This window comes from Chitinimonas viridis, assembly GCF_030409555.1.
Taxonomy (GTDB): domain Bacteria; phylum Pseudomonadota; class Gammaproteobacteria; order Burkholderiales; family Chitinimonadaceae; genus Chitinimonas; species Chitinimonas viridis.
Genome location: NZ_JAUFPU010000009.1, coordinates 195,382 through 219,755, shown reverse-complemented (window position 1 = coordinate 219,755; position 24,374 = coordinate 195,382). Strand labels below are relative to the sequence as shown.

At 60.0% G+C, this 24,374-nt stretch carries 14 protein-coding genes; 12 read left to right on the top strand and 2 right to left on the bottom strand.

Annotated elements, in window-relative coordinates:
* Positions 1-18: 18 nt before the first annotated feature.
* Together QWZ03_RS12200 and acnA are read left to right on the top strand one after the other, a co-directional pair.
* Positions 19-909: a transcriptional regulator GcvA gene (locus tag QWZ03_RS12200; RefSeq protein WP_290332973.1), complete on the top strand. Its 891-nt coding sequence runs from the start codon at positions 19-21 to the stop codon at positions 907-909.
* A gap of 143 nt (positions 910-1,052) precedes the next feature.
* Positions 1,053-3,752, top strand: a complete 2,700-nt coding sequence (acnA, locus tag QWZ03_RS12195; protein WP_290332972.1) for an aconitate hydratase AcnA — start codon at positions 1,053-1,055, stop codon at positions 3,750-3,752.
* Positions 3,753-3,990: 238 nt separating this feature from the next.
* Here acnA and QWZ03_RS12190 read toward each other — a convergent pair whose 3' ends face one another.
* Positions 3,991-5,193: a glycosyltransferase gene (locus QWZ03_RS12190; protein WP_290332971.1), complete on the bottom strand. Its 1,203-nt coding sequence runs from the start codon at positions 5,191-5,193 to the stop codon at positions 3,991-3,993.
* A 99-nt stretch (positions 5,194-5,292) separates the two neighbouring features.
* Complete coding sequence (locus QWZ03_RS12185) at positions 5,293-9,267, bottom strand: PAS domain S-box protein (protein ID WP_290332970.1); 3,975 nt, start codon at positions 9,265-9,267, stop codon at positions 5,293-5,295.
* 261 nt (positions 9,268-9,528) lie between these two features.
* Between QWZ03_RS12185 and QWZ03_RS12180 the strand changes: the two genes are divergently transcribed.
* From QWZ03_RS12180 to QWZ03_RS12135, 10 genes are all read left to right on the top strand, one after another.
* Positions 9,529-10,374 (top strand): TetR/AcrR family transcriptional regulator, encoded by an 846-nt coding sequence (locus QWZ03_RS12180; RefSeq protein ID WP_290332969.1) that lies wholly within the window; start codon positions 9,529-9,531, stop codon positions 10,372-10,374.
* A gap of 4 nt (positions 10,375-10,378) precedes the next feature.
* Positions 10,379-11,560, top strand: a complete 1,182-nt coding sequence (locus QWZ03_RS12175) for an efflux RND transporter periplasmic adaptor subunit (RefSeq protein ID WP_290332968.1) — start codon at positions 10,379-10,381, stop codon at positions 11,558-11,560.
* A 42-nt stretch (positions 11,561-11,602) separates the two neighbouring features.
* A complete protein-coding gene (locus QWZ03_RS12170) occupies positions 11,603-14,902 on the top strand; it encodes an efflux RND transporter permease subunit (RefSeq protein ID WP_290332967.1) in 3,300 nt (1,099 codons plus the stop codon).
* 202 nt (positions 14,903-15,104) lie between these two features.
* Positions 15,105-15,782 carry a YIP1 family protein gene (locus QWZ03_RS12165; protein ID WP_290332966.1) on the top strand — a complete coding sequence of 226 codons (678 nt, stop codon included), beginning with the start codon at positions 15,105-15,107 and terminating at the stop codon, positions 15,780-15,782.
* A 78-nt stretch (positions 15,783-15,860) separates the two neighbouring features.
* The gene (locus QWZ03_RS12160) at positions 15,861-17,072 is read left to right on the top strand and encodes an efflux RND transporter periplasmic adaptor subunit (RefSeq protein ID WP_290332965.1); all 1,212 of its coding nucleotides are present in this window, start codon (positions 15,861-15,863) and stop codon (positions 17,070-17,072) included.
* Complete coding sequence (locus QWZ03_RS12155; RefSeq protein ID WP_290332964.1) at positions 17,069-17,782, top strand: ABC transporter ATP-binding protein; 714 nt, start codon at positions 17,069-17,071, stop codon at positions 17,780-17,782. Before QWZ03_RS12160 ends, QWZ03_RS12155 begins: the two co-directional genes overlap by 4 nt.
* 8 nt (positions 17,783-17,790) lie before the next feature.
* The gene (locus QWZ03_RS12150; protein WP_284196179.1) at positions 17,791-19,002 is read left to right on the top strand and encodes an ABC transporter permease; all 1,212 of its coding nucleotides are present in this window, start codon (positions 17,791-17,793) and stop codon (positions 19,000-19,002) included.
* Between the two features lie 154 nt (positions 19,003-19,156).
* Positions 19,157-19,375, top strand: a complete 219-nt coding sequence (locus tag QWZ03_RS12145; protein WP_290332963.1) for a TM2 domain-containing protein — start codon at positions 19,157-19,159, stop codon at positions 19,373-19,375.
* Positions 19,376-19,451: 76 nt separating this feature from the next.
* On the top strand, positions 19,452-21,392 hold the full coding sequence (locus QWZ03_RS12140) for a S9 family peptidase (protein WP_290332962.1): 1,941 nt from the start codon (positions 19,452-19,454) through the stop codon (positions 21,390-21,392).
* A 397-nt stretch (positions 21,393-21,789) separates the two neighbouring features.
* Positions 21,790-24,312, top strand: coding sequence for a phosphoketolase family protein (locus tag QWZ03_RS12135; protein WP_290332961.1), 2,523 nt, complete (start codon positions 21,790-21,792; stop codon positions 24,310-24,312).
* Positions 24,313-24,374 lie beyond the last annotated feature (62 nt).

Here is a 24,374-nt window from a genome sequence, read left to right as displayed (position 1 = left end):
GTGAGTTAACATCACAGCATGAAGCCCAACCTCCCCCCACTCAACGCCCTTCGCTCCTTTGAGTCTGCAGCCAGACTGGAAAGCTTTTCAGCTGCTGCCAACGAACTGTTTGTTACCCATGGTGCTGTGAGCAAACAGATAAAGCAATTGGAGGAATGGCTAGGGGTGAAGCTGTTTGAACGCGTGGGCGGCCGCGTCAAGCTGTCTGAAGTGGGCTGGCGCTATCTGGTGCAGGTGCAGGATGGCCTCGATATCATCGCCAATGCCACGGCGCAGCTGATGCAGCCCAATCGCCAGCGCCGGCTGGTGATCAATTCCACCCCCACCATGGCCATGCATTGGCTTCTGCCGCAGCTAACCGACTTCCAGCGCCAGCATCCTGACGTAGAGCTACGCTTGATGACCAGCGACCGCGACATCAGCCGTCTGGATGTGCCGTTTGACCTTGCCATACGGCGTGGGCCCGGCGATTGGCCAGGCTATATCAGCAAACCCTTTCTAGATGAATGGGAGATCCCCTTGTGCAACCCTGCTTTGCTGGAGCGCCACCCGATACGCGAACCCGCAGACCTGATGCACCACACGCTGCTGCATGCCGATACCCGTCCCACGGCCTGGCAGCGTTGGCTGACGCTAGCCGGCGTCCCTGATCTGAAACCGGCCGCCAGCCAGCAATTCGACCATTTCTACCTGGCCCTGCAGGCGGCCATGGATGGCCTGGGCGTCACCCTGGGTCCTTTACCTATGATGCAGGCCGAAATCGAGGCCGGCACACTGATTGCCCCCTTGCGTGGCCCTATCGTACCGGTGCGGGGCTATTGCTGGATCGCCCCACGCGCCATGATGAACGACCCCGCCATTACTGCTTTTTGCCAATGGCTGGAGGGACGTGCAGCCACCTTGGCCTGATATAGCCGCCAGCCTATGTTCAGCACCCACATCGCAATGGCTTGCATCCTGCCGGGCATGGTCGAAGATAAGGAGATTGACGAACCACCAGACTGCCGCCCAGTCCTAATCGAAATACCCGCATTCCGTTCGGAGGAAGCACCATGCCCCACAATCTTCACAATACCCTCAAGTCACTGACACTCTCCTCGGGCACCCAGTTGCAGTATTACAGCCTGCCAGCACTGGAGGCTGCTGGTGTGGGGCCAATCAGCCAGCTGCCGGTATCGATAAGGCTAGTGCTCGAAGCGGTACTGCGCCATTGCGACGGCAAGAAAGTGGCTGAGGAACATGTTCGGCAGCTAGCCAACTGGGGGGCATCGGCACCTAGGGTGGATGAGATTCCTTTTGTGGTGGCGCGCGTTGTGCTGCAGGACTTTACCGGTGTCCCGCTACTGGCCGATCTGGCCGCCATGCGCAATGTCGCCGCCAAGCTGTGCAAGAACCCCAAGACCATAGAGCCGCTGGTGCCGGTAGACCTGGTGGTCGATCACTCCGTGATGATAGATCACTACGGCTCCGCCGATGCCCTGCGCCTGAACATGGAGCTTGAATTTCAGCGCAATAGCGAGCGCTACCAGTTCATGAAATGGGGCATGCAGGCATTTGACACGTTCAAGGTGGTACCTCCTGGCATTGGTATCGTCCATCAGGTCAATCTGGAATACCTGTTCCGTGGTGTGCAGATACGCGACGGCATGGCCTTCCCGGACACCCTGGTGGGTACCGATAGCCATACCACCATGATCAATGGCGTGGGTGTGGTCGGCTGGGGTGTGGGAGGAATAGAAGCCGAGGCCGGCATGCTGGGGCAGCCGGTGTACTTTCTTACTCCCGATGTGGTGGGCGTAGAGCTCAAGGGCCAGTTGCGTGACGGCATTACCGCTACCGACCTGGTGTTGACGGTAACCGAGATACTGCGACGCGAGAAGGTCGTCGGCAAGTTCGTGGAGTTCTTTGGTGACGGCGCCGCCACACTAAGCGTGGTGGATAGGGCCACCATAGGCAATATGGCGCCCGAGTATGGCGCCACCATGGGTTTCTTTCCCGTGGATGAAAAAACCGTGGCCTACCTCAAGGGCACAGGTCGTAATGATGCAGAGGTCGAGGCATTTGAGGCCTACTTCAGGGCACAAGGGCTCTTCGGCATGCCGCGTGCTGGCGATATCCAGTACAGCAAGACGCTATCACTGGACCTTGGCACCATTGTCCCCAGCCTGGCTGGCCCCAAGCGCCCGCAGGATCGCATTGCGCTACCTGATATGGCGAATACCTTCAACGACCTGTTCAGCAAACCTCTGGCCGAAAATGGCTTCAACAAGCCCGCCGCTAACCTAGCCAGCCGGGTAGCGAGCAAGAAGGACGGCATCGACCTGGGGCATGGTGACGTACTGATCGCAGCCATCACCAGTTGCACCAATACGTCTAATCCTGGCGTGCTGCTTGCCGCCGGCCTGCTGGCCAAGAAAGCGGTAGAGAAGGGCCTCAAGGTCCACCCCAGGGTCAAGACCAGCTTCGGGCCAGGCTCGCGCGTAGTGACTGAGTACCTGAACGAAACCGGCCTGCAGCCCTATCTGGACCACCTGGGTTTCAATGTGGCCGCCTATGGCTGTACTACTTGCATAGGCAATGCGGGTGATCTGGCTGCCGAGTTCAACGAAGCCATCCTCGACCATGACCTGATCGCAGCCGCCGTACTATCGGGCAACCGCAATTTCGAGGCACGCATACACCCCAATATCAAGGCCAACTTCCTGGCCAGCCCCCCTTTGGTGGTGGCCTTTGCACTGGCAGGCCGCGTCAATATCGATATGGAGACGGAAGCCCTGGGTCTGGGCCAGGATGGCCAACCCGTGTTCCTGCGGGATATCTGGCCTGGCAGTGATGAGATCGCCGCGCTTATGCACCATGCTATGAACCCGGAAACCTTCCGCCGGCTCTATGGCGACTTCACTCGCGACCATGACCTGTGGAATGCTATTCCTGCACCGACAGGGCAGGTCTATACCTGGCCGGACTCCACCTATATCGCCCGCCCACCGTTCTTCGACGAATTCAGCATGAGCACGGGACAGATAGGCAATATCGTTGCCGCACGCGCATTGCTGCTGCTTGGCGATTCGGTGACCACCGACCATATCTCGCCTGCGGGCTCGTTCAAGGAAACCACACCAGCGGGCCGTTACCTGCTGGAGCACGGCGTGCAAAAGCCCGACTTCAACAGTTACGGCAGCCGGCGCGGCAACCACGACATCATGATAAGGGGCACCTTTGCCAATGTGCGGGTAAAGAACCTGATGCTGCCGCCCAAGGATGATGGTAGCCGTGTAGAGGGCGGCTACACCCTGCTGGATGGTGTGCAGGCTACCGTGTTTGATGCTGCGATGGAGTACATCCGCCGCGGCACTCCCACCGTGGTCTTTGCTGGCGAAGAATATGGTACCGGCTCCAGCCGGGACTGGGCCGCCAAAGGTACGCAACTCCTTGGCATCAAGGCGGTGGTTGCGCGCAGCTTCGAGCGTATCCATCGCTCCAACCTGGTAGGAATGGGCGTACTGCCGCTACAGTTCAAAGGCAGTGATAGTACTGAATCGCTCAATATCAGGGGCGACGAAACCTTTGATATTTTGGGTGTGAACGAGGCCCTCAGACCGCAGCAGGACCTGAGCCTGCGCGTCACCCGCCATGATGGCAGCCGCTTTGAAGTCAGCGTCCTATGCCGCATCGATACTCCGATAGAAGTGGACTACTACAAGCATGGTGGCATCTTGCCCTTTGTGCTGCGAGAACTGATGGCCCGGTGAACATCGCCACAACGCGAGAGTACAAGTCAGGTGGGGGAGTACATCGGCGAGACGCCTTGCAGTAGGGTGCAGTGGCGCTAGAGTGGTGCGAAAACCTGTTGCGAGCCCACGCCATTGAGAGGTGGGATCGGACTGTACTGGCGCCAGGGAAACCCTGGCGCTATCGATTGCGGAAGGTCGAGCAGCCGCTTCTCAGTTGCTTGAGTTCATCACACGCGCTGAGTATCCATCTGCGTCATTAGCGGCCTGTGGCCGTTTGGGGTTGCACTGCCCCGTCGGGCAGCGCATTCGCTTGTGGCAACACGGTCTGTCGATAGAACGCCAGCAACCTCTCCGCCGTCGCCGGTGCGCTCCAGCCTTGCGCATAGTCACAGGCAGCCATGCCCAGTTGCTGTCGTTTCTGCGGATCTTGCAACAGCGCCACCAGCTTGGCGGCAAAGTCATCGGCATTGTCGCTGGTACAGACACACCCTATGCCCGGCCCCAAGATATCCCTCGCCCCCATGGCTGGAATGCCCAGTACCGGCACGCCCATGGCCATGGCCTCCAGCAGTACCAGGCCCTGGGTTTCTGTGGTCGAACCAAAGACAAACACATCGGCCGCCCGATAGCAGTCTGGCAATGCCTTGGCCCGGTCCAGATAGCCCAGAAAGCGCACATGCTCTCCCAGCCCCAGTTGGGTGGCGCGAGCCTGCAGGTGCGCCAGTGCCGGCCCTTCCCCGGCGATCAGCAGCAGCAGTCGTGGGCGCTGTAGCCGGGCCCTGGCTGCCACTTCCAGCAGCAGGTCGATATTCTTCTCGTGCGCCACCCTGCCTACAAACAAGGCCAGCTCACGGTCAGGCGCTATGTCATGTTGCTGCCTGAAGCCTGCGCCATCCCCCTCGGCAAACTGCCGCAAGGGTATACCGGTAGGTATCACGGCTATCGGCACCGTCACGCCATAGCGCCGCAAGCCATCGTGCATGGCGCTGGAGGGGGCAATGACACCTGCCAGTGCATTGCACTGGCTACGTGAAAATCGCCTGGCCAAGGCGCGCGTTAACACGGCAGGCAGCAAGCGGGCATAGTGGTGCAGGTACTCTTCAAAAAAGGTATGGTAAGTCGCTACTACCGGCACTCCAAGCTGGCGTGCCAGCGCCATACCGGCGTAATGGGCTATGAAGGGTGTCTGGATATGGACCAGATCGTATTGGGCTGCCTGCAACTGCGGTAGCAGGCGCCGTATCAGCCCCCGCCGCATCATCCTGTCTTCCGGATCAAACGCCAGATAACGTGATGGCACCCGCGATACGCCAGGTTCGTCCAGTTCATTGGGGTAGGCCGGCGCGATCAGATCTACCTGCACATCCAGCACAGCCAATGCCTCACGAAAGGTCTGTATCGAGGTGGAGACCCCGTTGACCCGAGGGAAATACACATCGGACACCATCAAGACGCGCATGCCAGGCCTCTGGTTTCAGCAAGATAGACACACGCCAGACTAGGCCTGGTTTATCTCAGCCAGATGACAGTACGGTGCCAAAGCTTTGCGCCGGCCGCCTCATGCCGGAGAAGACACCCCCACCGCCCTGTTCCGCCCCGCATCCTTGGCACGGTAGAGCGCACGGTCTGCCCCGGCCACCAGATGGTCTGGCGCCACCCCCAGCAAGGGTACGACCGAGGCCAAGCCTATGCTGACCGTCACATGCGGGCTGGTCAGCGAGAAGGCATGAGGGATGGCCGCCTCGGCCAGCCTGAGCCGGATATGTACCGCCACCTCCATGGCACCGGCCTCATCGGTATCGGGCAACAGGATGGCGAACTCCTCGCCGCCGTAACGGGCCGTAAAATCGCTGGCGCGGGTGACCGCGCCGCGCAGTATCTCGGCCACCTTGCGCAGGCATTCGTCACCCAGCTGGTGACCGTAGCCATCGTTGTATTTCTTGAAATGATCCACGTCTATCATGAGCAAGGCCAAGGCCTTGCCGCTACGGGCTGCACGCCCCCACTCGGCCCGGAGCCGCTGATCAAATGCCCGCCGATTACCCACCCCGGTCAGCCCATCCTGCTGGGCCATGCGGCCCAGCTCCATATTGGCGTCCATCAATTGCTCATTGGCCGCATTGAGCGCGTCCTGGGTGGCCTGCAGCTCGTCGATATTTTCCAGCAATTTCTCTTCAAATGCCTTGCGCTGCGAAATATCGCGCATCACACAGGTAAACAGCCGCTTATCACCCAGCTTTACCTCGCTGATAGTCAATTCCAACGGGAAGGAGCTGCCATCGGCGCGCTGACCATCGACCTCGACCCGTTGCCCGATCACCTTGCCGCTGTGGGTACCTGTCTCGATATACTGGCGGAAGCTGTTGCGATACTGCTCGGACAGCACCTGCGGCAACAGCATGAATATCTCTCGCCCCATGACCTTGTGCAGGCCATAGCCGAACACTGAGCTGACCGCAGGGTTGAGTGCCTGGACAATCGCATTGTCGTCCAGCACCACGATGGCGTCCTGCACGCTCTCCAGGACTGAATTGAGGGTGGCTTCGTCCTCTATCATCTTGGCTTCCATGGCACGCATCTCAGTCAGATCGTGCACGATGGTCGCGGTGAAGTTCGGCTCTCTTCCGCCCATGCGGGGCGCCACTATCAGTTGTCGCGTTTCCAGTGTGCGGCCATCGGGCAGGATCATCTGGGTATCGCCACTCCATGGCCTGCCCTCCAGCGCCTGCGGCAAGCCCACGCGGCTGATCAGTTGGTAGGCCCATTCAGCCCAACCCAAACGGATGGTAATGCCTTCCAGCGAAGCCTCTGGCGCGATACCCCGCATACGCCGTCCCGCTTGGTTCAGATAGATCAACTGCCCATCAAGGTCACTCATGCCCACCATGTCGGGCAATACCTCGACCACGGCATGCAGCCTGTCCCGCTCTTCCTCCAACCGCTTCTGCTCGCTGATGTCGTAGGCGATACCCATGGTGCCCAGCGCCCTGCCCTCGGCATCACGCCTGACGGTCAGCGTCAGCAGTACCGGTATATGTCGGCCATCCTTGGCGACATAGGTCCACTCCCGAGTACTGACACCATCGGTGGAGAGTAGCGAGACTGCCTCGAACAGGCTGGCATCCGGCTGTATGGTGCGCCCCAGCTCCTGGCTAAGCTGGGCAGCCATCCGACTCATATTAGCCGGCTCATGGAACAGCATGGGAGTGGCGCGTCCTATCAGTTCGTCAGCGGCGTAACCCAACATCTGCTCGCCCGCGCGATTGAGCAGACTGATCTTGCCGCTGGCATCGGTCGCCGCGATCATATACGGGGCCGAATCCAGGATATTGCGCTGCAAGGCCTCGCTACTGGCCAAATCCAGCGCCGCCTGCTTGCGGGCCGTGATATTGCGGCTGGTCAGGGTAATGCCCCACCCCATGGGCACCACCCGGTTCTCATACCAGCCAGGCTTGAGGCCGGCATGCTGCAGGTAGTCCTCTTCGACAAAGGGCTCGCCCGACTCCATGGCCCTGACGTAACGGTCGAAATAGCCAAGCTCGCGGGCTTCCGGATTGATCTGTGACTGTAACTTGCCAATAAACGCTTCTCGTTGCATGCCGACTGCGCCCAGGCCGATCTGGTTAGCTTCCACATAGAGAAAATCGACGATACGGCCCGTTTCGTCCTTGACAGCCTCAAGCACGAAAACCGCATCAAGGCTGCCACTGAACACCGCGCGAAATAGTTCTTCGCTACGCGCAACCCGCGCCTGTATGCGGGCCATATCGGTCACATCACGGGCAAACAGGATGGCACCATCGAGATTGCCTTCGTCGTCACGCAGTGGCGCAAACGAGGCGTCAAATACCCGGCGCGATGGGCCCAGAGTCAGGCGGACCTGCGTTTGCCTGCCTTGCAAGGCATGGGCAAACTGGTTCATCAGGTTGGTCTGGTCTGCAGGGGAGCGTGCCATCCATTCGTATAGCTGCGTTCCTACGGCCGGCACATCCCGGTACATGGCGCCAAAGGCCTGCCCCAGCGCGGGATTGGTCAGCGTCACGCGCAAGCTGCGATCCAGTGCCAGGATAGGGTCGCCGCTGCCCGTCACCACCCCTTGAACCAGTTGCAAGGCATTGGCCAGTTGCGCCTCGTGATCCTTGCTGGCCTGAATGTCGGCAAAACTCAGAATGCAGGCCATGGCTCGTAGCATTGGCCCTGGGCCCTGCGATACCATGCAGGATACCCAGCGACGGCTGCCATCGCCCAGGCGCAGCTGCATCTCCAGGTTGGGTGCCTCCCCGTCCTCGAGAAACTTTGCCATTACCGCTTGCAGGCGCACCTGGTCTGCCTGCTCCAGCAAACTCCACCAGCCCTGGCCCTTGGCCAGTGCTGGATTCATGCCTGTGAGCCTGACCCAGTTGTGGTTGAAGAAATACCCCTCGCCCGCCTGATCCAGAACCACTACGCCTAGCGGCGCCTGCTCCAGCAAGGCCAGGAATACCTGCTCACGCGCCTGCCGTGCCTCACCCTTCAAGGCGCTGCTGGCAAGCAGCACTCCGGCGATCAGCGCCAGCGCCAGCGCACCGCCACCAAATAGCAGGCTCAACCGTATGGCAGCGTCTTGTGCCTGCTTCAATGCGGCAGCATCATAATGATTGAGCAACCACCAATGCTGCGGCCCCGAGCCCGTCGCAAAAGGCAGGCGTAAACGCAACAGGTCAGCCTGGCTACCGGGGTCGTTTGGCGTCAGCCTGCGAAAACTCCATAGGCCTCCCTCATCCCGGTAATAGCCAGCCGTGCCGCTGCTGATGGCCGTCCATAAACCAGGGCGTAACTGGCTCAGCAACCTGCCCTCACCTGTAATGGCACCGAAGTTGTCATGCTCTTGCCCGCCACGCAGCCATTGCCCGGCGGCATCGAGCAAGGCTACGCGCCCGCCGCCGCCCTCGCCCAGCTTCTCCAGGAACTGGTTGGCCAGCAGGTTGACTACCAGAACACCGCGTTTGACGCCGCTTGCATCATAGAAAGGTGTCGCGAGACGCAGTGTGGGCTTGAAGGGCCGTTCTATCTGTCCATGCTCGATATTGAGATCCAGGCCGGAGAGGTAGATACGGCCCCGTGCTAGCCCGACGCTATCCCTGAAATAATCGCGATTGGATTTATCCTGTAAGGCCTCTTCCGGCATGACCATCGGGGAGCCGCGATTCAGGTTGACCCGCAATCGCTCGCGCCCTTGCAGGTCAATCAGTCGTATCTGGTCATAAACCGGCTTGTAGCTGAGATAGCTGAGAAAGTGCTCGGCATGTGAACCCCATTCCGAGGCGGGACGCTCAACCCGCATGGCGAGCTCGGGGTCATTGGCCAGCAGCATCAAATCAACCGCTGCCGCCGTCACTGTCCCATACAGGTCACGCTGGGTTGCCGCCAAGTGCACATCTGCCTGCCGCGCAAGATCCTCCAGTGCCTGCTCGCGTTCCGTACGCCAAAGCCAAAGCGTCGCCAGCAGCGCCAAAAGCAACAAGGGCACGAAAGTGCGAAGAAACAATCGCATCCACAGCCTGCGTGCTGAGAGCGTGGTATCAGGAAGCATCCGTCCAATCCGGGCAAATAGACTGTTTATATATTCGATTCTTGTACATTGCAGTATAGGTGGCGATGCACAGGGTTTCTCCCAGCCTTATCGCCTGCAGTAGGTATCTGTCACGCAAGCGTGCAATGGCCGGTATTTCGGCATGCACTGCCAAGCGGTGCTTTACATTTCGGGACATCAAACCATAAAATACCGATCAGTATGCTTATTGGAGTACCGGCCTTGAACCGATCTGTCACCCCTGCCGCTGTCGAGCTGGATATACACGAGGCGCGCCAACGCGCTATTGCGGCCTTGCGCCAGCTGAGCCAGGCCCGCCCTGCACCGGAGGTGAACTATGGCGAGATCGCGGCTGAAGCTGGTCTCCCCTGGCAGACCGTCAAGCGATTGCTAGGCCCACGGGAAGAGTTCACTGCCTTGCTGGACGGTGGTGGGCCGGAACTGGTTGATACCCGTGATCGCATCCTGGATGCAGCCGCTCGGGTATTTTCCAATAAGAGCTATCTTGGCGCATCGCTGGATGAAGTGGCAGCCGATGCCGGCCTGACCAAGGGTGCCGTCTACTGGCATTTCAAGAGCAAGAGCGATCTGTTCTTTGCCCTGCTCGACAGCCGCTTCCAGCAGGAATACGACGAGCACCTGCCAGCCGCACTGGCACGTGATGCTGCCCATACCGACCCCAAGGACGGCCTCAAGGAACTACTGGGTGGTGTAGTAGACCGAGTCAAGCAAGATCCGGACTGGCCCCGCCTGTTCCTGGAGTTCATGGGCCAAGCGCGCGACCCTGATGTACGTAACCGCCTGGCCACGGCCTATCAGGATTCCTGGCGTATGTCGGCCGGTCTCATTGCCCATCAGCATCAGCTGCGTGGCCAGCAGCCGCCGGCCGATCCAGAGTTGCTGGCCATCTTCTGGAGTGCCCTGATGGACGGTCTGATCATGGCCTGGTTGGTCAACCCCGAGCGTATACAACTCGACAGCCTGATGCCGCGCATGGTGGACATGCTCTGGCACGGCCTCGCTCCCGCTCCCGAATTCACGTCATCCCCTGCTATTGAGAAGGAGTAAAGCCATGCAAGCTCTCCGCCCCCGCTTTAATCGCCGTACCCTGGTCATCGGCGTCGTCGCTGCGCTGACCCTGGGCGGCATTGTTGCTACCCAGACGGGCCGTGCTGCGCCTGACAGCCAGAAGAAGTCCGAAGCCCCCAAGGTATTCGAACTGTCCTCGTCTGACCTGGCTATCGTCGCTCACGGCGAGTTGAAGCAACCGGTGCCCTTGTCGGGCAGCCTGAGCGCCGTGCGCCAGACTGTTCTGTCGTCTGATGTCGAGGCCGTAGTGGCCGAGGTCATGGTGCGCCCTGGCGAAACCGTCAAGGCAGGCCAAATGCTGGCCAAGCTCGATACCCGTGAACTGAATGACCAGCTGATTGCCCGCTCGGCCAACCTGGACCGCACCCGTGCTGAACTGAAGCTGGCGGAGAAGAATCGCGCCCGCAGTGCCGATCTGCTCAAGCAGAACTTCATCTCTCCCAATAGCCACGATGCAGCCGAGAATCAATACGCTGTGGCACTGGCCCAGGTCAAGGCAGAGGAAGCACAGGTCGCCATCGCCCGTAAAGCACTGGGCGACGCTACCGTGCGCGCACCGTTCTCCGGCGTGATCGCCGAGCGGTCGATAGAGCCTGGCGCCCGTGTAGGCGTTAGCCAGAAGCTGTTCAGCCTGGTCGATCTGGCCGAACTGGAGTTCGAGGCCAAGGTCGCCATGGCTGCGCTACCCCAGATCAAGCCTGCACAGGATGTCGTCCTGCATATAGAAGGCTTCACCACCCAGCAGTTCAAGGGCCGGGTCGAGCGTATTGCCCCTGTGGCCGATAGCGGCACCCGCATGGTGTCGGTGTATGTGCGGCTGAAGAACACTGACGGCATCCTCAAGGGCGGCATGTTTGCCCAAGGTGAAGTGGCCGTTGCCACCGCCAGCGATACCGACATGCTGCCCCTGTCCGCCATCCGCGGCCTGGAAAGCAAGCAGCCCTTCGTCTACACGATTGAAGGCGGCAAGGTCGTCGAACGCAAGGTGCAGTTGGGTTTGATCAACCAGCTCAGCAAGACAGCAGCCATTGCCAGCGGCACCAAGGCAGGACAGCAAGTCATCATTGCCAAACTGGAAAACATCAAGCCCGGCCAGCAAGTCAAGTTGCCCGGCGAGAGCGATAAACCGGCCGCCAAGCCGGTTACCAGCAGCAAGCAAAGCTAGCCTGCCTGCACTTAATCCCAGATCAAGGAAGGAACCCCACCCATGTGGTTCACCCGTATCAGCCTCCAGAACCCGGTATTTGCCACCATGATGATGGTGGCGCTGGTGGTGCTCGGCCTTGCCGCCTACTGGAAACTACCCGTCGAAGAAATGCCCGACGTGAAGTTCCCCTTTGTGGTGGTGGTGACCAGCTACCCCGGTGCATCGCCTGAAATCGTCGAGAACGAAATCTCTCGGCCCATAGAGGAGAAGATTGCGACCTTGTCGGGCATCAAACATGTTTCGTCATCGTCCTATAACAGCCAGTCGGTGGTGGTCGCCGAGTTCGAGCTCAGCATAGACACCGAAAAAGCCTTGCGTGACGTACGCGAGAAAGTCGACGAGGCCAAGGTCGAATTCCGCGAGGAGATCACCGAGCCGCAGGTCATTCAGGAGCGTAGTGATGATGAGGCCGCCATCTCGATAGCCTTGACCAGCGATAAGCTGACCATGCGGGAGATGACGGTCAAGGCCGATCAGTATGTCCGTCGGCAATTCCAGACACTCAAGGGTGTGGGCTCAGCCGAGATCGTCGGCGGCGTAGCCCGACAGGTACGGGTGGAGCTGGACCCGCAGAAGATGCGGGCGCTGGGCGTGGGGGCCGATCAGGTGATCAGCGCACTGCGTAGCGAGAACCAGGAAGTACCCGTCGGTAACATCGAATTTGACAAGACCGAGCGGGTGGTTCAGCTCAAGGGCCGCATCAAGAATGCGGAGGATTTCCGCAATGTGGTCCTGAGCCGTCGTGATGGTCAGGTCATTGTACTGGGGGATGTGGCGACCGTGATTGATGGCGCCGAGGAAGAAACCTCCCTGTCGCTGGTGAACGGCAAGCGTGCCCTGTCAATCGACATTCGCAAGGTGGATGGCGCCAATACCATCGAGGTCACTGATGGCGTCAAGGCCATGACCAAGAAGCTGAACGAAGAGCTGGCGGCAGAAGGCTTGAGCCTGATGGTGATCAACGACTCGTCCAAGGGTATACGTACTTCCCTGGCTGATGTGAAGGCCACTCTGTTCGAGGGCGCACTGCTCACCATCCTGATCGTCTGGCTGTTCCTTGGCTCGTGGCGCTCGACCGTGATTACCGGTCTGACCTTGCCTGTAGCCCTGATCGGTACCTTCTTCTTCCTGCAGGCCTTTGGCTTCTCGCTCAACGTGATGACGCTGATGGCCCTGTCGCTGTGCATAGGCTTGTTGGTGGACGATGCCATTGTGGTGCGCGAGAACATCGTGCGGCACATAGAGATGGGCAAGGGGCACTACCAGGCATCGATGGAAGGCACCCAGGAAATCGGCTTGGCCGTTTTGGCCACCACGCTGACCATCGTGGCGGTGTTCCTGCCTGTTGGTTTCATGGGCGGCATCATAGGCAAGTTCTTCTACCAGTTCGGCATTGCTGTCTGCGCCTCGGTGCTGATCTCCATGCTGGTGTCGTTTACCCTCGACCCCATGCTGAGTTCGGTATGGCACGATCCGCACGCCCACGGCATGCGCCACAAGGGCTTCTTAGGCCGCATACTGGATGGCTTCGAGGCCTGGATGGACAAGGTATCGGCGCTCTACAGCCGGGTCATACGCTGGGCCTTGGGTGAGCACCGCTTTGCCCTGCCCCGCTGGCTGGTGCTGTTGCTTGCGGTGGCGGCCTTCCCCATCACGCTGCTGGCACTGATCACCCGCCCGCGTGCACGCGCCTGGGTGATGTCCGGCTTCAGGGGCAAGCCCACCTGGTCGCATCGCTTCGTGGTGTCGCTGATCGGCCTGTCGTCGGTGATCGTGGCCTTGATGTTCCCTGTCATGGGCTGGGTGGGCGGCGAGTTCTTGCCCAAGTCCGATCAAAGCCGCGTCTACATAGATTTCCGTACCCCCATCGGTACTGCCCTAGACTACAGCACCAGCAAGGCCATGCAGGTAGAGGCCGCGCTGGCCGAGTTCAAGGAAATCGAAGAGATCTACACCACAATAGGCAGCAACAACAAGCACATCATCCGATCCAATATCAAACTGGTCAGCAAGAAGGAGCGTGAAGCGAGCCAGGAAGAAATGGTCAAGCGCATCCGTGCCCGTATCGAGCGTATCGCGGGTATCGAAGTACGCAGCGTGCGTGGGCCTAGCGGCGGCGGCGGCGGCGCGCCGGTACAGATACAGGTGCAAGGTAAGGATCTCAATGAGCTCAAGCGCATTGCCGAAACCATCGCTGAGCGCCTCAAGCGCATACCTCATCTGACCGAGGTACAGACTTCGCTGCGGGCCGCAAAACCGGCCATCGATATTGAAGTCAACCGCGAGATGGCGGCCCAGGTCGGGCTGTCGGTCGGCCAGATCGGACAAGCCTTGCGCCCACTGATTGCCGGCGACGAAATCACCACCTGGAAGTCGCCAGACGGTGAGAACTACGACGTGATACTGAAATTGCCCAAGTCCAATCGCCGCATCGCGGAGGATCTGGCTGAGCTACCCATCTCCAGCCACGATGTGGATGCCCGTACCGGCCAACCCATCATGATCCCCCTGGGTCAGGTAGCCTCGGTCAAGGATAGCGGCACATCGACCTTGATCGAACGGCGTGATCAGTACCGCAACGTCACCATCAGCGCCGAAGTCGAAGGCGTGCCGGTGGGTTCGGTGCAGGGTGAAGTGAAGAAGGTGCTGGAGAGCATACAGATGCCACCGGGCTACCGTCAGGTACAGGAAGGTGACAACGAGTTCATGCTGGAATCGGCAGGCTACGCCGGCATTGCCATGCTGATCGGCGCCGTGTTCATCTACCTGGTGCTGGCCTCGCAGTTCGGCAGCTTCCTGCAGCCTCTGGCCATCATGATGTCCATGCCACTGAGTCTGCTGGGGGTATTCCTGGCACTAAAGGTCTGGGGCTCCACCCTCAACCTGTTCTCCATCATCGGCATCATCATGTTGATGGGGCTGGTTACCAAGAACGCCATCCTGCTGCTGGACTTCGTCAATCGCCTGCGTGAGGACGGCAAATCGCGCTTCGACGCTGTGGTCGAGTCGGGTCGGGTACGCCTGCGTCCCATCCTGATGACCACCTTTGCCATGATAGGCGGCATGCTGCCGCTGGCCCTGGCTCTGGGCGAAGGGTCGGAGTCGCGGGCGCCGATGGCGCACGCCATCATAGGCGGGGTGATTACCTCCACCCTGCTGACCCTGATCGTGGTGCCGGTGTTCTACACCTATCTCGATGACATGGTCAGCTGGTTGAAAGGCTTCTTCGTCAAGCCTGCCGATGGCAAGCATGGCCCGGTTGAGCTGCAGGTGGCCGAGCAACCAGGCAGCGGCCGCTGATTGAGCGTATGCGCCCTCCTACGCGGAGGGCGCACTCAATCCTGGACTGTCGTCATTCGTGTACATTTTCCGCCGTTCCATCGCATTCAATCTCACGGCATAGCTGTCTATCGCTAACATCCAGCCCGTTCCTGATGCTGCTGCCGGCACTGCCAGATAGCGCGGCCTGGATCACCCCATAACAAAGGCAATAGAGGACATCATGCAACTGATCAACGTTTTTACCGAACCCGGCAAGCTGTTCGAGCGACTCAAGGAAAAGCCCGATGTCCTCTTTCCCATGGGCCTGTTCATCCTGGTCAGTTGCCTGGTCATCTTCTTCTACTTCAGCCGAGTGGACGTCGACTGGATGATCATGCAAACCCTTTCGGCCAATGAGGACATGAAGCCGGCAGAGATAGAAGCCGCCAAAGAGCACATGAGCGGCAATATCATGATGTTCAGCGGCCTGATTGGCGCTGCGCTGGGCATACCGGTGGTCTACCTGATCATGGCGGTCTACTACATGCTGGCCGGTAAGGTGCTGGGTTGCAAGGATGAGCGCTTTCTCGCCTGGTTGTCATTCTCGCTCTGGTCATCCATGCCGCAACTGTTATCTGGTCTTGTCGCCCTGGTAGGCATTTTCGGCATGTCGCCCGAAACCACGCTGCAGTCGCTGAACCTGACCCATCTGTCGCCCTTGCTGCTGGACTTGCCCAGCGACAGCCGCTGGTACTCGCTGGCTACCAGCGTGGACTTGCTGAGCATCTGGTCCATGGGCCTCGCCGCCATCGGACTGCGCAGCTGGACAGGTAGCAGCTGGACGTCTGCCATCATCGTCGCCGCCCTGCCCTCTGTGGTCATCTATGGCATCTGGGCCGTGGTCGTCGCCGTGATGTAAGCCCCCTACCTGCGGTGCAGGCAAAAGCCTGCACCACTTCTGTTTGCATTTTTGCCCGCATTTATTACCGAGACATCCATGAAGCTTCCGTTCAAGAAAAAGTGGCTGGGCCTGATTGCCGTCATCGGCATCATTGCGGTTCCCCTGGTGGTCAAATCCAAATCTGGCGGTGACGGCAAGCCGGTGGACATCGCGATTGCAGCACAGCAAGAGATCAAGCCCACCATCCTGGCCTCAGGCAGCCTGACCTATCGTACCGAGGTCGACCTCCGTTCCGAAGTCACGGCGCGCGTGCAGGAAATCCTGGTGGCGGAAGGTGACGATGTAAAGGCTGGGCAATTGCTGCTGAGGCTGGACCCGGAAAGCTATCGCAACGCCATAGAACGCGAAGAGGCCGGGCTGCGCCAGAGTAGCTTGAGCATAGAACAGCAGCGCACCGCGCTGGAACTGCGCCGTATCCAGTTCGAGCGTACCCGCAAGCTGTTTGAAGCCCGCATGGTTGACCATTCCAAATTCGACCAGGACAAGAACCAGTTGCAGTTGGCCGAAGTGGAATTGAAATCCAGCAAGGAGGCCTTGCGCCGCGCCGATGCCGTGCTGAAGGAGGCGCGCGAGCAACTGGGCAAGACCGAAATCCGTGCCCCGATGGCTGGCCGCGTTGTCAATCTGCCTATCAAGGTCGGCGAGACTGCGATTCCTTCCATTTCAAGCCAAGCCGGCGCCCAGTTGCTGACTATTGCCGATACCTCGGCCATCCAGGCGGAAATCAAGGTGGATGAGGGTGATATCGCCAAGGTCAATGTTGGCCAGGCCGTTGACATCTACCCGGCAGCGTATCCCGAGACCGCCTTGAAGGGCCTGGTGGAGAAAGTCGCATTGGCCAGCACCACCGAAGGCCAAAGCCGAGCCTACAAGGTCACCGTCAGCCTGAAGCCGGACACCAGCCTCAAGCTACGCTCGGGCATGAGCGCACGGGCTGAGATATTTCTGAGTGATGGCAGCAAGCGCCTGGCTGTGCCGGTCGAGGCCGTCATCACCGAAGAAAAGGAAAATGCCAAGACCACCCAGCGCTTCCTCGTACTGGCGCAGGATGGCAAGGCCAAGCGGGTGGAAATCGAACTGGGTACGTCCGATGACCGCTGGCAGGAAATCACCAAGGGTTTGAAGGTGGGTGACAGTGTAGTGACAGGCCCAGGCAAGACCCTGAATGAACTGAAGAATGGCGACCCGCTCAAGGCCAATGAAAAGAAGGCCGATAAGAAGAGCAAGAACAAGGATGAAGCCGAATGAGTCGGGCCTTGATAGAGCTGTCGGGCATCGTCAAGCGCTACCGTATGGGCGACACCGAGTTTGAGGCCCTGCGCGGGGTGGACCTGCAGATACAGCGTAACGAATACGTGGCACTGGTCGGACCATCCGGTTCGGGCAAATCCACCCTGATGAATCTGCTGGGCTGCTTGGATACCCCAACCACTGGGCGCTACACGCTGAACAATCGCGATATCGGCACCCTGCGCGATGATGAACTGGCAGCCATACGCAACCAGGAAATCGGCTTTGTGTTCCAGAGCTTTCACCTGCTGCCGCGCATGACGGTGCTGGGCAATGTCGCACAGCCGCTGGTGTATAGGGGCATACCACTCAAGGAGCGTGAACGGCAGGCGGCAGAGTCTTTGCGCCGGGTTGGCCTGGGTGACAAGCTGCAACACCGGCCTAACCAGCTGTCAGGGGGGCAGCGCCAACGCGTGGCTGTGGCCCGGGCGCTGGTAGGCAATCCGTCCTTGCTGCTGGCCGACGAACCGACCGGTAACCTGGACTCCCGTACCAGCGAGGAAATCATGGCCCTGTTCGATGCCCTCCACCAGGATGGCCAGACCGTGGTGCTGGTCACGCACGAACCTGATATTGCCGCCCATTGTCAGCGCACCGTACGCGTCAATGACGGGCGTATCGTTTTTGACAGCGCAGCCCAAGCCACTGTCAGCGAGGTGGCCGCATGATCATCGTCATGATTGAATCACTGCGTGCCGCCATGGCCAATATCCTGGCCAATCGCTTGCGCAGCTTTCTCACTACCCTGGGTATCCTGATCGGCACCGCCGCTGTGGTCGCCGTAGTGGCCTTGATGCAGGGCTTTGCCCAGTCGATCTCGGCCCAGTTTGCCGATCTGGGCGGCGGTTCGCTCAAGGTGGAAGCCCTCAACACCCGGGAAAACCGGCTGAGCGGTGACTATCGATACCTGAAGGATTCCGACCTGGATCTGTTGCGCTACCGGGTGGAAGGCGTAGGACATGTGGCTCCCATCATGGCAGCACCGCTGGGTACCGCCAGCCATCGTGCCGAGACGGCCACGCCATTCGTACTGGGCATTACCGCCGAATACCAGATGATAGAACGGCGCTTTACCCGTCTGGGTCGTTTTCTGGTGCCAGCTGACAATGACACCCGTCGCCGGGTCGTCGTCATCGGCGACAAGGTGCGCGAGGATCTCAAGCTGCCGGACAATCCAGTCGGTAGTTACATCCAGCTGGGCCGTGAATGGTTCAAGGTGGTGGGCGTCATGGAATCCCGTGGTGAGGTCTTTGGTTTCAACCAGGACAACTACGCCCTGATTCCTTTTGAGACGGCCAGGGCATTGACAGGCAACAAGGCCAAGGTGGATTTCGAGATCAATTTCACGATCTCCCAACTCGACGAGGTTGAAGCGGTCAAGGCCCGTGTGACGCGCGCCCTGCGTATCAACCACAACCTGAAGTTTGATGAGGAAGATGACTTCGAGATCCAGTCGCCGGATCAGATTGCCAAGACCTTTGAAAAGATCACCAGCATGGGCACCCTGGTGCTGGGCGGTATCGTCGGTATCTCCCTGTTGGTGGGCGGTATAGGCATCATGACGGTGATGCTGGTATCGGTGACGGAGCGGACGCGCGAGATCGGCATCCTGAAAGCCTTGGGGGCAACCCGACGCGACATTCTAGTGCAGTTTCTGATCGAAGCCGGTTTGCTCAGCCTGATCGGTGGCCTGATAGGTATCGCCATCGGCTACGGCCTAGGGCATGGCGTGGCAGCATTGATACCCAACTTCCCACCGGCATCCGTGCCGCTGTGGGCAAGCCTGGGGGCGGCAGCCTTCTGTGCCGTGGTGGGCGTGGTGTTCGGTATCATGCCTGCCTCCAAGGCCGCCAACCTTGATCCTATCGAGGCTTTGCGCTACGAATAACCGCTATTGCCGGCCCGGCAAGCAGTGCATGGTTGACCCTCGCCTGCCACGCTATGCATCTGCGCGTTCAGTTTTGGGTCGGCTATGCCAGCATGTGCAGAAGACAGGCGGAAGCATACCGCCGCACTGCAACGCATTACCTTAGGGGAGATTGATGAGCGATAAGAACCGGTCCCTGGCGCTGATCCTGTGCCTGCTGTTTGGCTGGGTCGGTGCCCACCGCTTCTATGCAGGCCGGACCATTTCCGCCGTGATACAGCTACTCACCTTGGGTGGCTTGTGCATCTGGGCAATGATAGACCTGCTGATCATCCTGTTTGGCGAGTTCAAGGATAGCAATGAACTGAAGATAGCCGACTGGAAGATGGACTGACTATACAGCGCCTTCAAACTGCGCAAGCGGGTGCTTGGTACCCATGTTTAACTTCAAGCCAATAGGTAACTCACACATGAAACATGCATTACTCGCCGCGCTGATAGCAGCCGGCTTTGCCGCCCAGGCCGCTGAGAACACCACCTACAAGGGTCTGGGTGCAGATAGCGTCAGCGCCGATACGCTGGAGAAATTCCGCGCCAAACCACTGGATTCAGACCTGAGCCGCAAGGTTCAGGGCGTGCTGGATCTGCGCGCACCCGGTGCAGGCCTGCTGTCACCCGATGCCAAATCGCTGTACTTCGGCTGGCGGGTCACCGGTGTCGCACAGGTCTGGCGGATAGATGGCCCGCAGGCCTTTCCGGTGCAGATGACCGGTGGCGAGGATGCCACCAGCATTGCCGACATCACCCCAGACGGCAAATGGCTGGTCCTGAGCCGCGACCGCAAGGGCGAGGAGAATCCGGGGCTCTATCTGCAACCCGCCCGTGGCGGCGAACTGCAGGTCATTCAGCACATTCCTGGCGTGCAAACCTTCTTTGAATTCATCAGCGATGATGGTCGTTACATCTACTTCCGCAGCAATGACGAGAGCCGCGACAGCTACACCGTCTACCGCTACGATCTGCAGGGCAAGAAGAAGGAACGCCTGTTTGGCGAGAAGGGCTACTGGAGCATCATCGATCACAAGCCCGATGGCACGTTGCTGGCAGGCAAGGCGCTCAGCAATGTGGCGACCGAGGTATGGGAATGGAATCCCAAGGATGGCAAGCTCAAGCCCATAATCGGCCAAGCCGAGAAGGAAGAATACGATGTGCGCTACGGTGCGCGTGATGGTGAACTGCTGGTGCAAACCAACAAGTTCGGCGAATTCCGCCGCCTGTACAAATGGGTAGCCGGCAAGTTCGAGGCCATCAGCCCGGAACTGAAGTGGGATGTCGCCGGCTTTGGCCTGGACAAGCCCAAGAGCCGCCTGTTCTACTCCATCAACGAGGGTGGGTACACCAAGACCTTCGCGCTGGATGCGAAAACCCTCAAGCCCATCAAGCTCCCCGAGTTCCAAGGTGCTGATCACGTTACCGTCAGCGGTGGCACGCGCGATGGCAGCAAGATCATTGTCAGCGTGGAGACGGCCACGGCCCCCCGCACCAGCTATGTATTGGACTGGAACAGCGGCAAGCTGACCCAGTGGGTGCTGCCGTCATCACCGGAGACCGACACCAGCAAGTTCGCGGTCGCCACACTGGAAACCTATCCGACGCGTGATGGTGCCCAGATCCCCATGTTTGTACGCCGCCCGGCTCAATGCAACCCCGCGCCCTGCCCTGTCGTCGTACACTTCCATGGCGGGCCGGAAGCCCAGTCAGATGCTGGCTTCTCGCCCTATGCTCAACTGTTCGTCGACGCCGGCTTCATCTATGTCGAGCCCAATGTCCGTGGCTCTGACGGCTATGGCAAGACTTGGCTGAACATGGACAATGGTGCCAAGCGCCTCAAGGTGGTCACCGATATCGAAGATGCCGCCATTTATATGAAGAAGGCCTGGAGCAAGAACGGCATTGCACCCAAGATAGGCGTGATGGGTGGCAGCTATGGGGGCTACTCCAGCATGGCCGCCATGACCATGTTTTCCGGCAGCTACGATGCGGGCGTCTCCACCGTTGGCATCTCCAACCTGCTGACCTTCCTGGAAAACACCGCCCCCTACCGCCGCGCCCTGCGCGTAGCCGAGTATGGTGACCCGGTCGCTGACCGCGAGGCCTTGATCAAGCTCTCGCCCATCACCCATATCGACAAGCTGAAGGATCCTTTGCTCATCATCCAGGGAGCCAGCGACCCCCGCGTACCGGTAGGCGAGGCAGTGCAGATGTATGAGGCCGCCCAGAAGAAAGGTGTGCCCTCGGATCTGATCCTGTTTGCCGACGAAGGCCACGGCGCACAGAAGCGCGAGAACCAAGTGGCCAGCATAGGCCATACACTGAAGTTCTTTGAGCGCTACCTGAAGCCGGCCAAATAAACGGTTTGCAGTACAGCATCACAGGGGAGGCATAGCCTCCCCTGTTTTCTTTTGATGGGGCGCCAGTATGACAAAAGAGCCTGTATCCGATCTTTCGCCTCTCCGCCGATCTGGCACAGGAAAAGGCCTTGAACAGGCACTAAAGTGCAGTAAACCTTGGCCACCAATGCGAGCTTGATCCGCATCAACGTCCAACCTTGCTGCGGGGGGTAAGGTGCTACTTAGCACAAGCGCCGGGTAAGCCTGAACCAGCAGGCTCCCCTCAGTTTGGGTCCTCCCTCGCCACTGCGAGTGAGCCTTGCTGGCACTCGTCATCAAGTTGAGCTGCTTGCGGGAATTGATTTCAGCTTTCAAAGATTGACGTTCATGACAGGCGTTAGACCCACAGGAGGAAGCCTTGAACCATCTTGATCAATTGCTCCATACCGCCGCCCATGATGCCGGACTGCCCATGCAGGACGGCCACAGAGGCTTCCCCTACCGCAAGCTGCAGGCCGGCACGGCTATCGCCTACCAACCCACACCCACCCCGGCAGACGTTCAACCCCCACCTGAGCTGCATGCCTGGGCACAGGGATATGGTGTAATCCACCACGACCCGCATACCCAGGCGCGCTGGGCGCAGCTGATAGAGTCAGCCGCCATACCCTGGCATGGTGGCGACAGCACCCTGGTGGCACCCCTGCTGCACGCCGCCGACCGGCTTTGTAGCCAGGCCATGTGGCTGGTCGCCCACATGACCTACTGCAAGCAGGTGAGGCTGGATGGCACCCCCCCGGCTGCAACGGACTTCAAGTCGACACCAGAGGGGCATACCGGTGGTGCACTCAATATGGTGCCGGCCTATGTTGGCTATCTGCTGGCCAACGCCCTGACCGGACAGACTCGTAGCTGGCTCATGGGGCAAGGCCACTGCGTCGCCGCAATCGAAGCTGTCAACACACTGCTGGGCAACCAATACCCGGAGCAGGCCGAACGCTACCCCTGTGATGATGCAGGGCTAAGCCAGCTCTGCCAGGACTTCTACAGCTATGCCCTCCATGCCAGCGGACGGCCTCAGGCGCCACTGGGTAGCCATGTCAACGCCCATACTGCGGGGGGCGTGATCGAAGGTGGCTACCTAGGCTTTGCCGAGCTTCAGTATGTGCACATGCCGCTACCGGGAGAGACGCTGGTCAGCTTCCTCAGCGATGGCGCCTTCGAAGAGCAACGCGGCAGCGACTGGATACCCCGCTGGTGGCGGGCAGAAGACTGCGGAGCGGCCCTCCCCGTGATGATATTGAATGGCCGCCGCATTGAGCAGCGCAGCGGACTGGAGCAGGATGGCGGCGTGGCGTGGTTTATCGAGCACTTGCGCCTGAATGGCTTCGAGCCCATGGAGATTGATGGCACCGACCCGGCAGCCTTTGCCTGGGCCATATTGCATATGGAGTCCAGCCTGGCAGCCCAGTCGGCCGAGATTGCACAGGGCCGTGCCGAGTACCCGGTACGTATGCCCTACGCCATCGCCCATGCCCCCAAGGGCTTTGGCTTCCCCGGTGCTGGCACCAACCTGGCCCACAATCTGCCGCTGGGCGGCAACCCCAGCCTTGATGCAAGCTGCCGCCAACGGTTCAACCATGCTGCAGCCCAGCTCTGGGTCCACCCCTCGGCCTGGCAGGACGCCCGCCGGAGGTTCCGCACCCATGCGGTGCAAGGCAGGCCTACCGAGCGCGATCACGCCATGGCGCAGCGACACCCGGACTACCATGCCCCCAGCCTGCCCTGGCGGGACGATATGGCATCGCCGCTGGTATCGCCCATGGCGGCGTTTGATGCCACCTTCTGCGCCATCGCCGAGGCCAATCCGCAACTCAGGGTACGGGTGGCCAACCCAGACGAACTACGCAGCAATGGCATGGGCAATACGCTGGAGCGGTTCAAGCACCGGGTCACCCACCCCGAGCCAGGCAATCCGGAATCACTGACCGGCGGTGTGATCACCGCACTCAATGAAGAGGCTGTCATCTGCGCCGCCCTGGCCAACAAGGGTGGACTCAATCTGGCGGTCAGCTACGAGGCCTTTGCTGTGAAAATGCTGGGCGCACTGCGACAGGAAGCCAATTTCGCCCGCAATCAGGCCGAGGCTGGCCGCCCACCCGGTTGGCTGTCTGTCCCACTGCTGCTGTCTTCCCACGCCTGGGAGAATGGCAAGAACGAACTCTCACACCAGGACACAACCCTGGCGGAAGCCTGGTTGGCCGAAGCCAGCAGGCATGCCCGGCTGGTGTTCCCGCCCGACTGGAACAGCGCGGTCGCCACGCTGGATGCCTGCTATCGCAGCCGGGGCCAACTCTGGTGTGTGGTTGCGCCCAAGCGCGCCGTACCTGTCCGCCTGCCACCGGAGTCGGCACGCCAGTTGACTGAGCAGGGGTGGCTCCGGCTGGTCGGCAAAGGTGAGGCGGACGAAAAACTGATACTGGTGGCAGTAGGCAGCTATCAGTTGACCGAGACATTGCGCGCCTCGCGCCGCCTGGACGAGCACGATATCCCGCATGCCGTGGTGTATGTCTACGAACCGGCCAGGCTAGGGAGTCACCAGGGGCTCGCCGCCAACGCCGGACTACTGGCAGATGCCGAACTGGCAAGCGCCTTCCCCCATCACAGCCCATTACGCATCATCGTGGGCCATACCCGCCCCGGCCCCCTGCTGGGCGCCATGCGACGTATCGATACCGGGCCTGCTCATACCGTGGGTCTGGGCTTCCTAAATCAAGGCGGCACCCTGGATACCGCTGGCATGCTGTATGCCAATCGCTGCAGTTGGGCCCATATTGTCGCCAAGGCTGGTGAATTGCTGAAATTAGGGCTGGATGCCCTGCTTACGTCAGAGGAACGGGATGCAGTACTCGGCCTGGGTGACCCAGCCGACCTGCGCTAATCCGTATAGATGTCTCCAGGCACCGTACCCATCATGAGCCCTGTGCCAGGGGCATCCAAGCG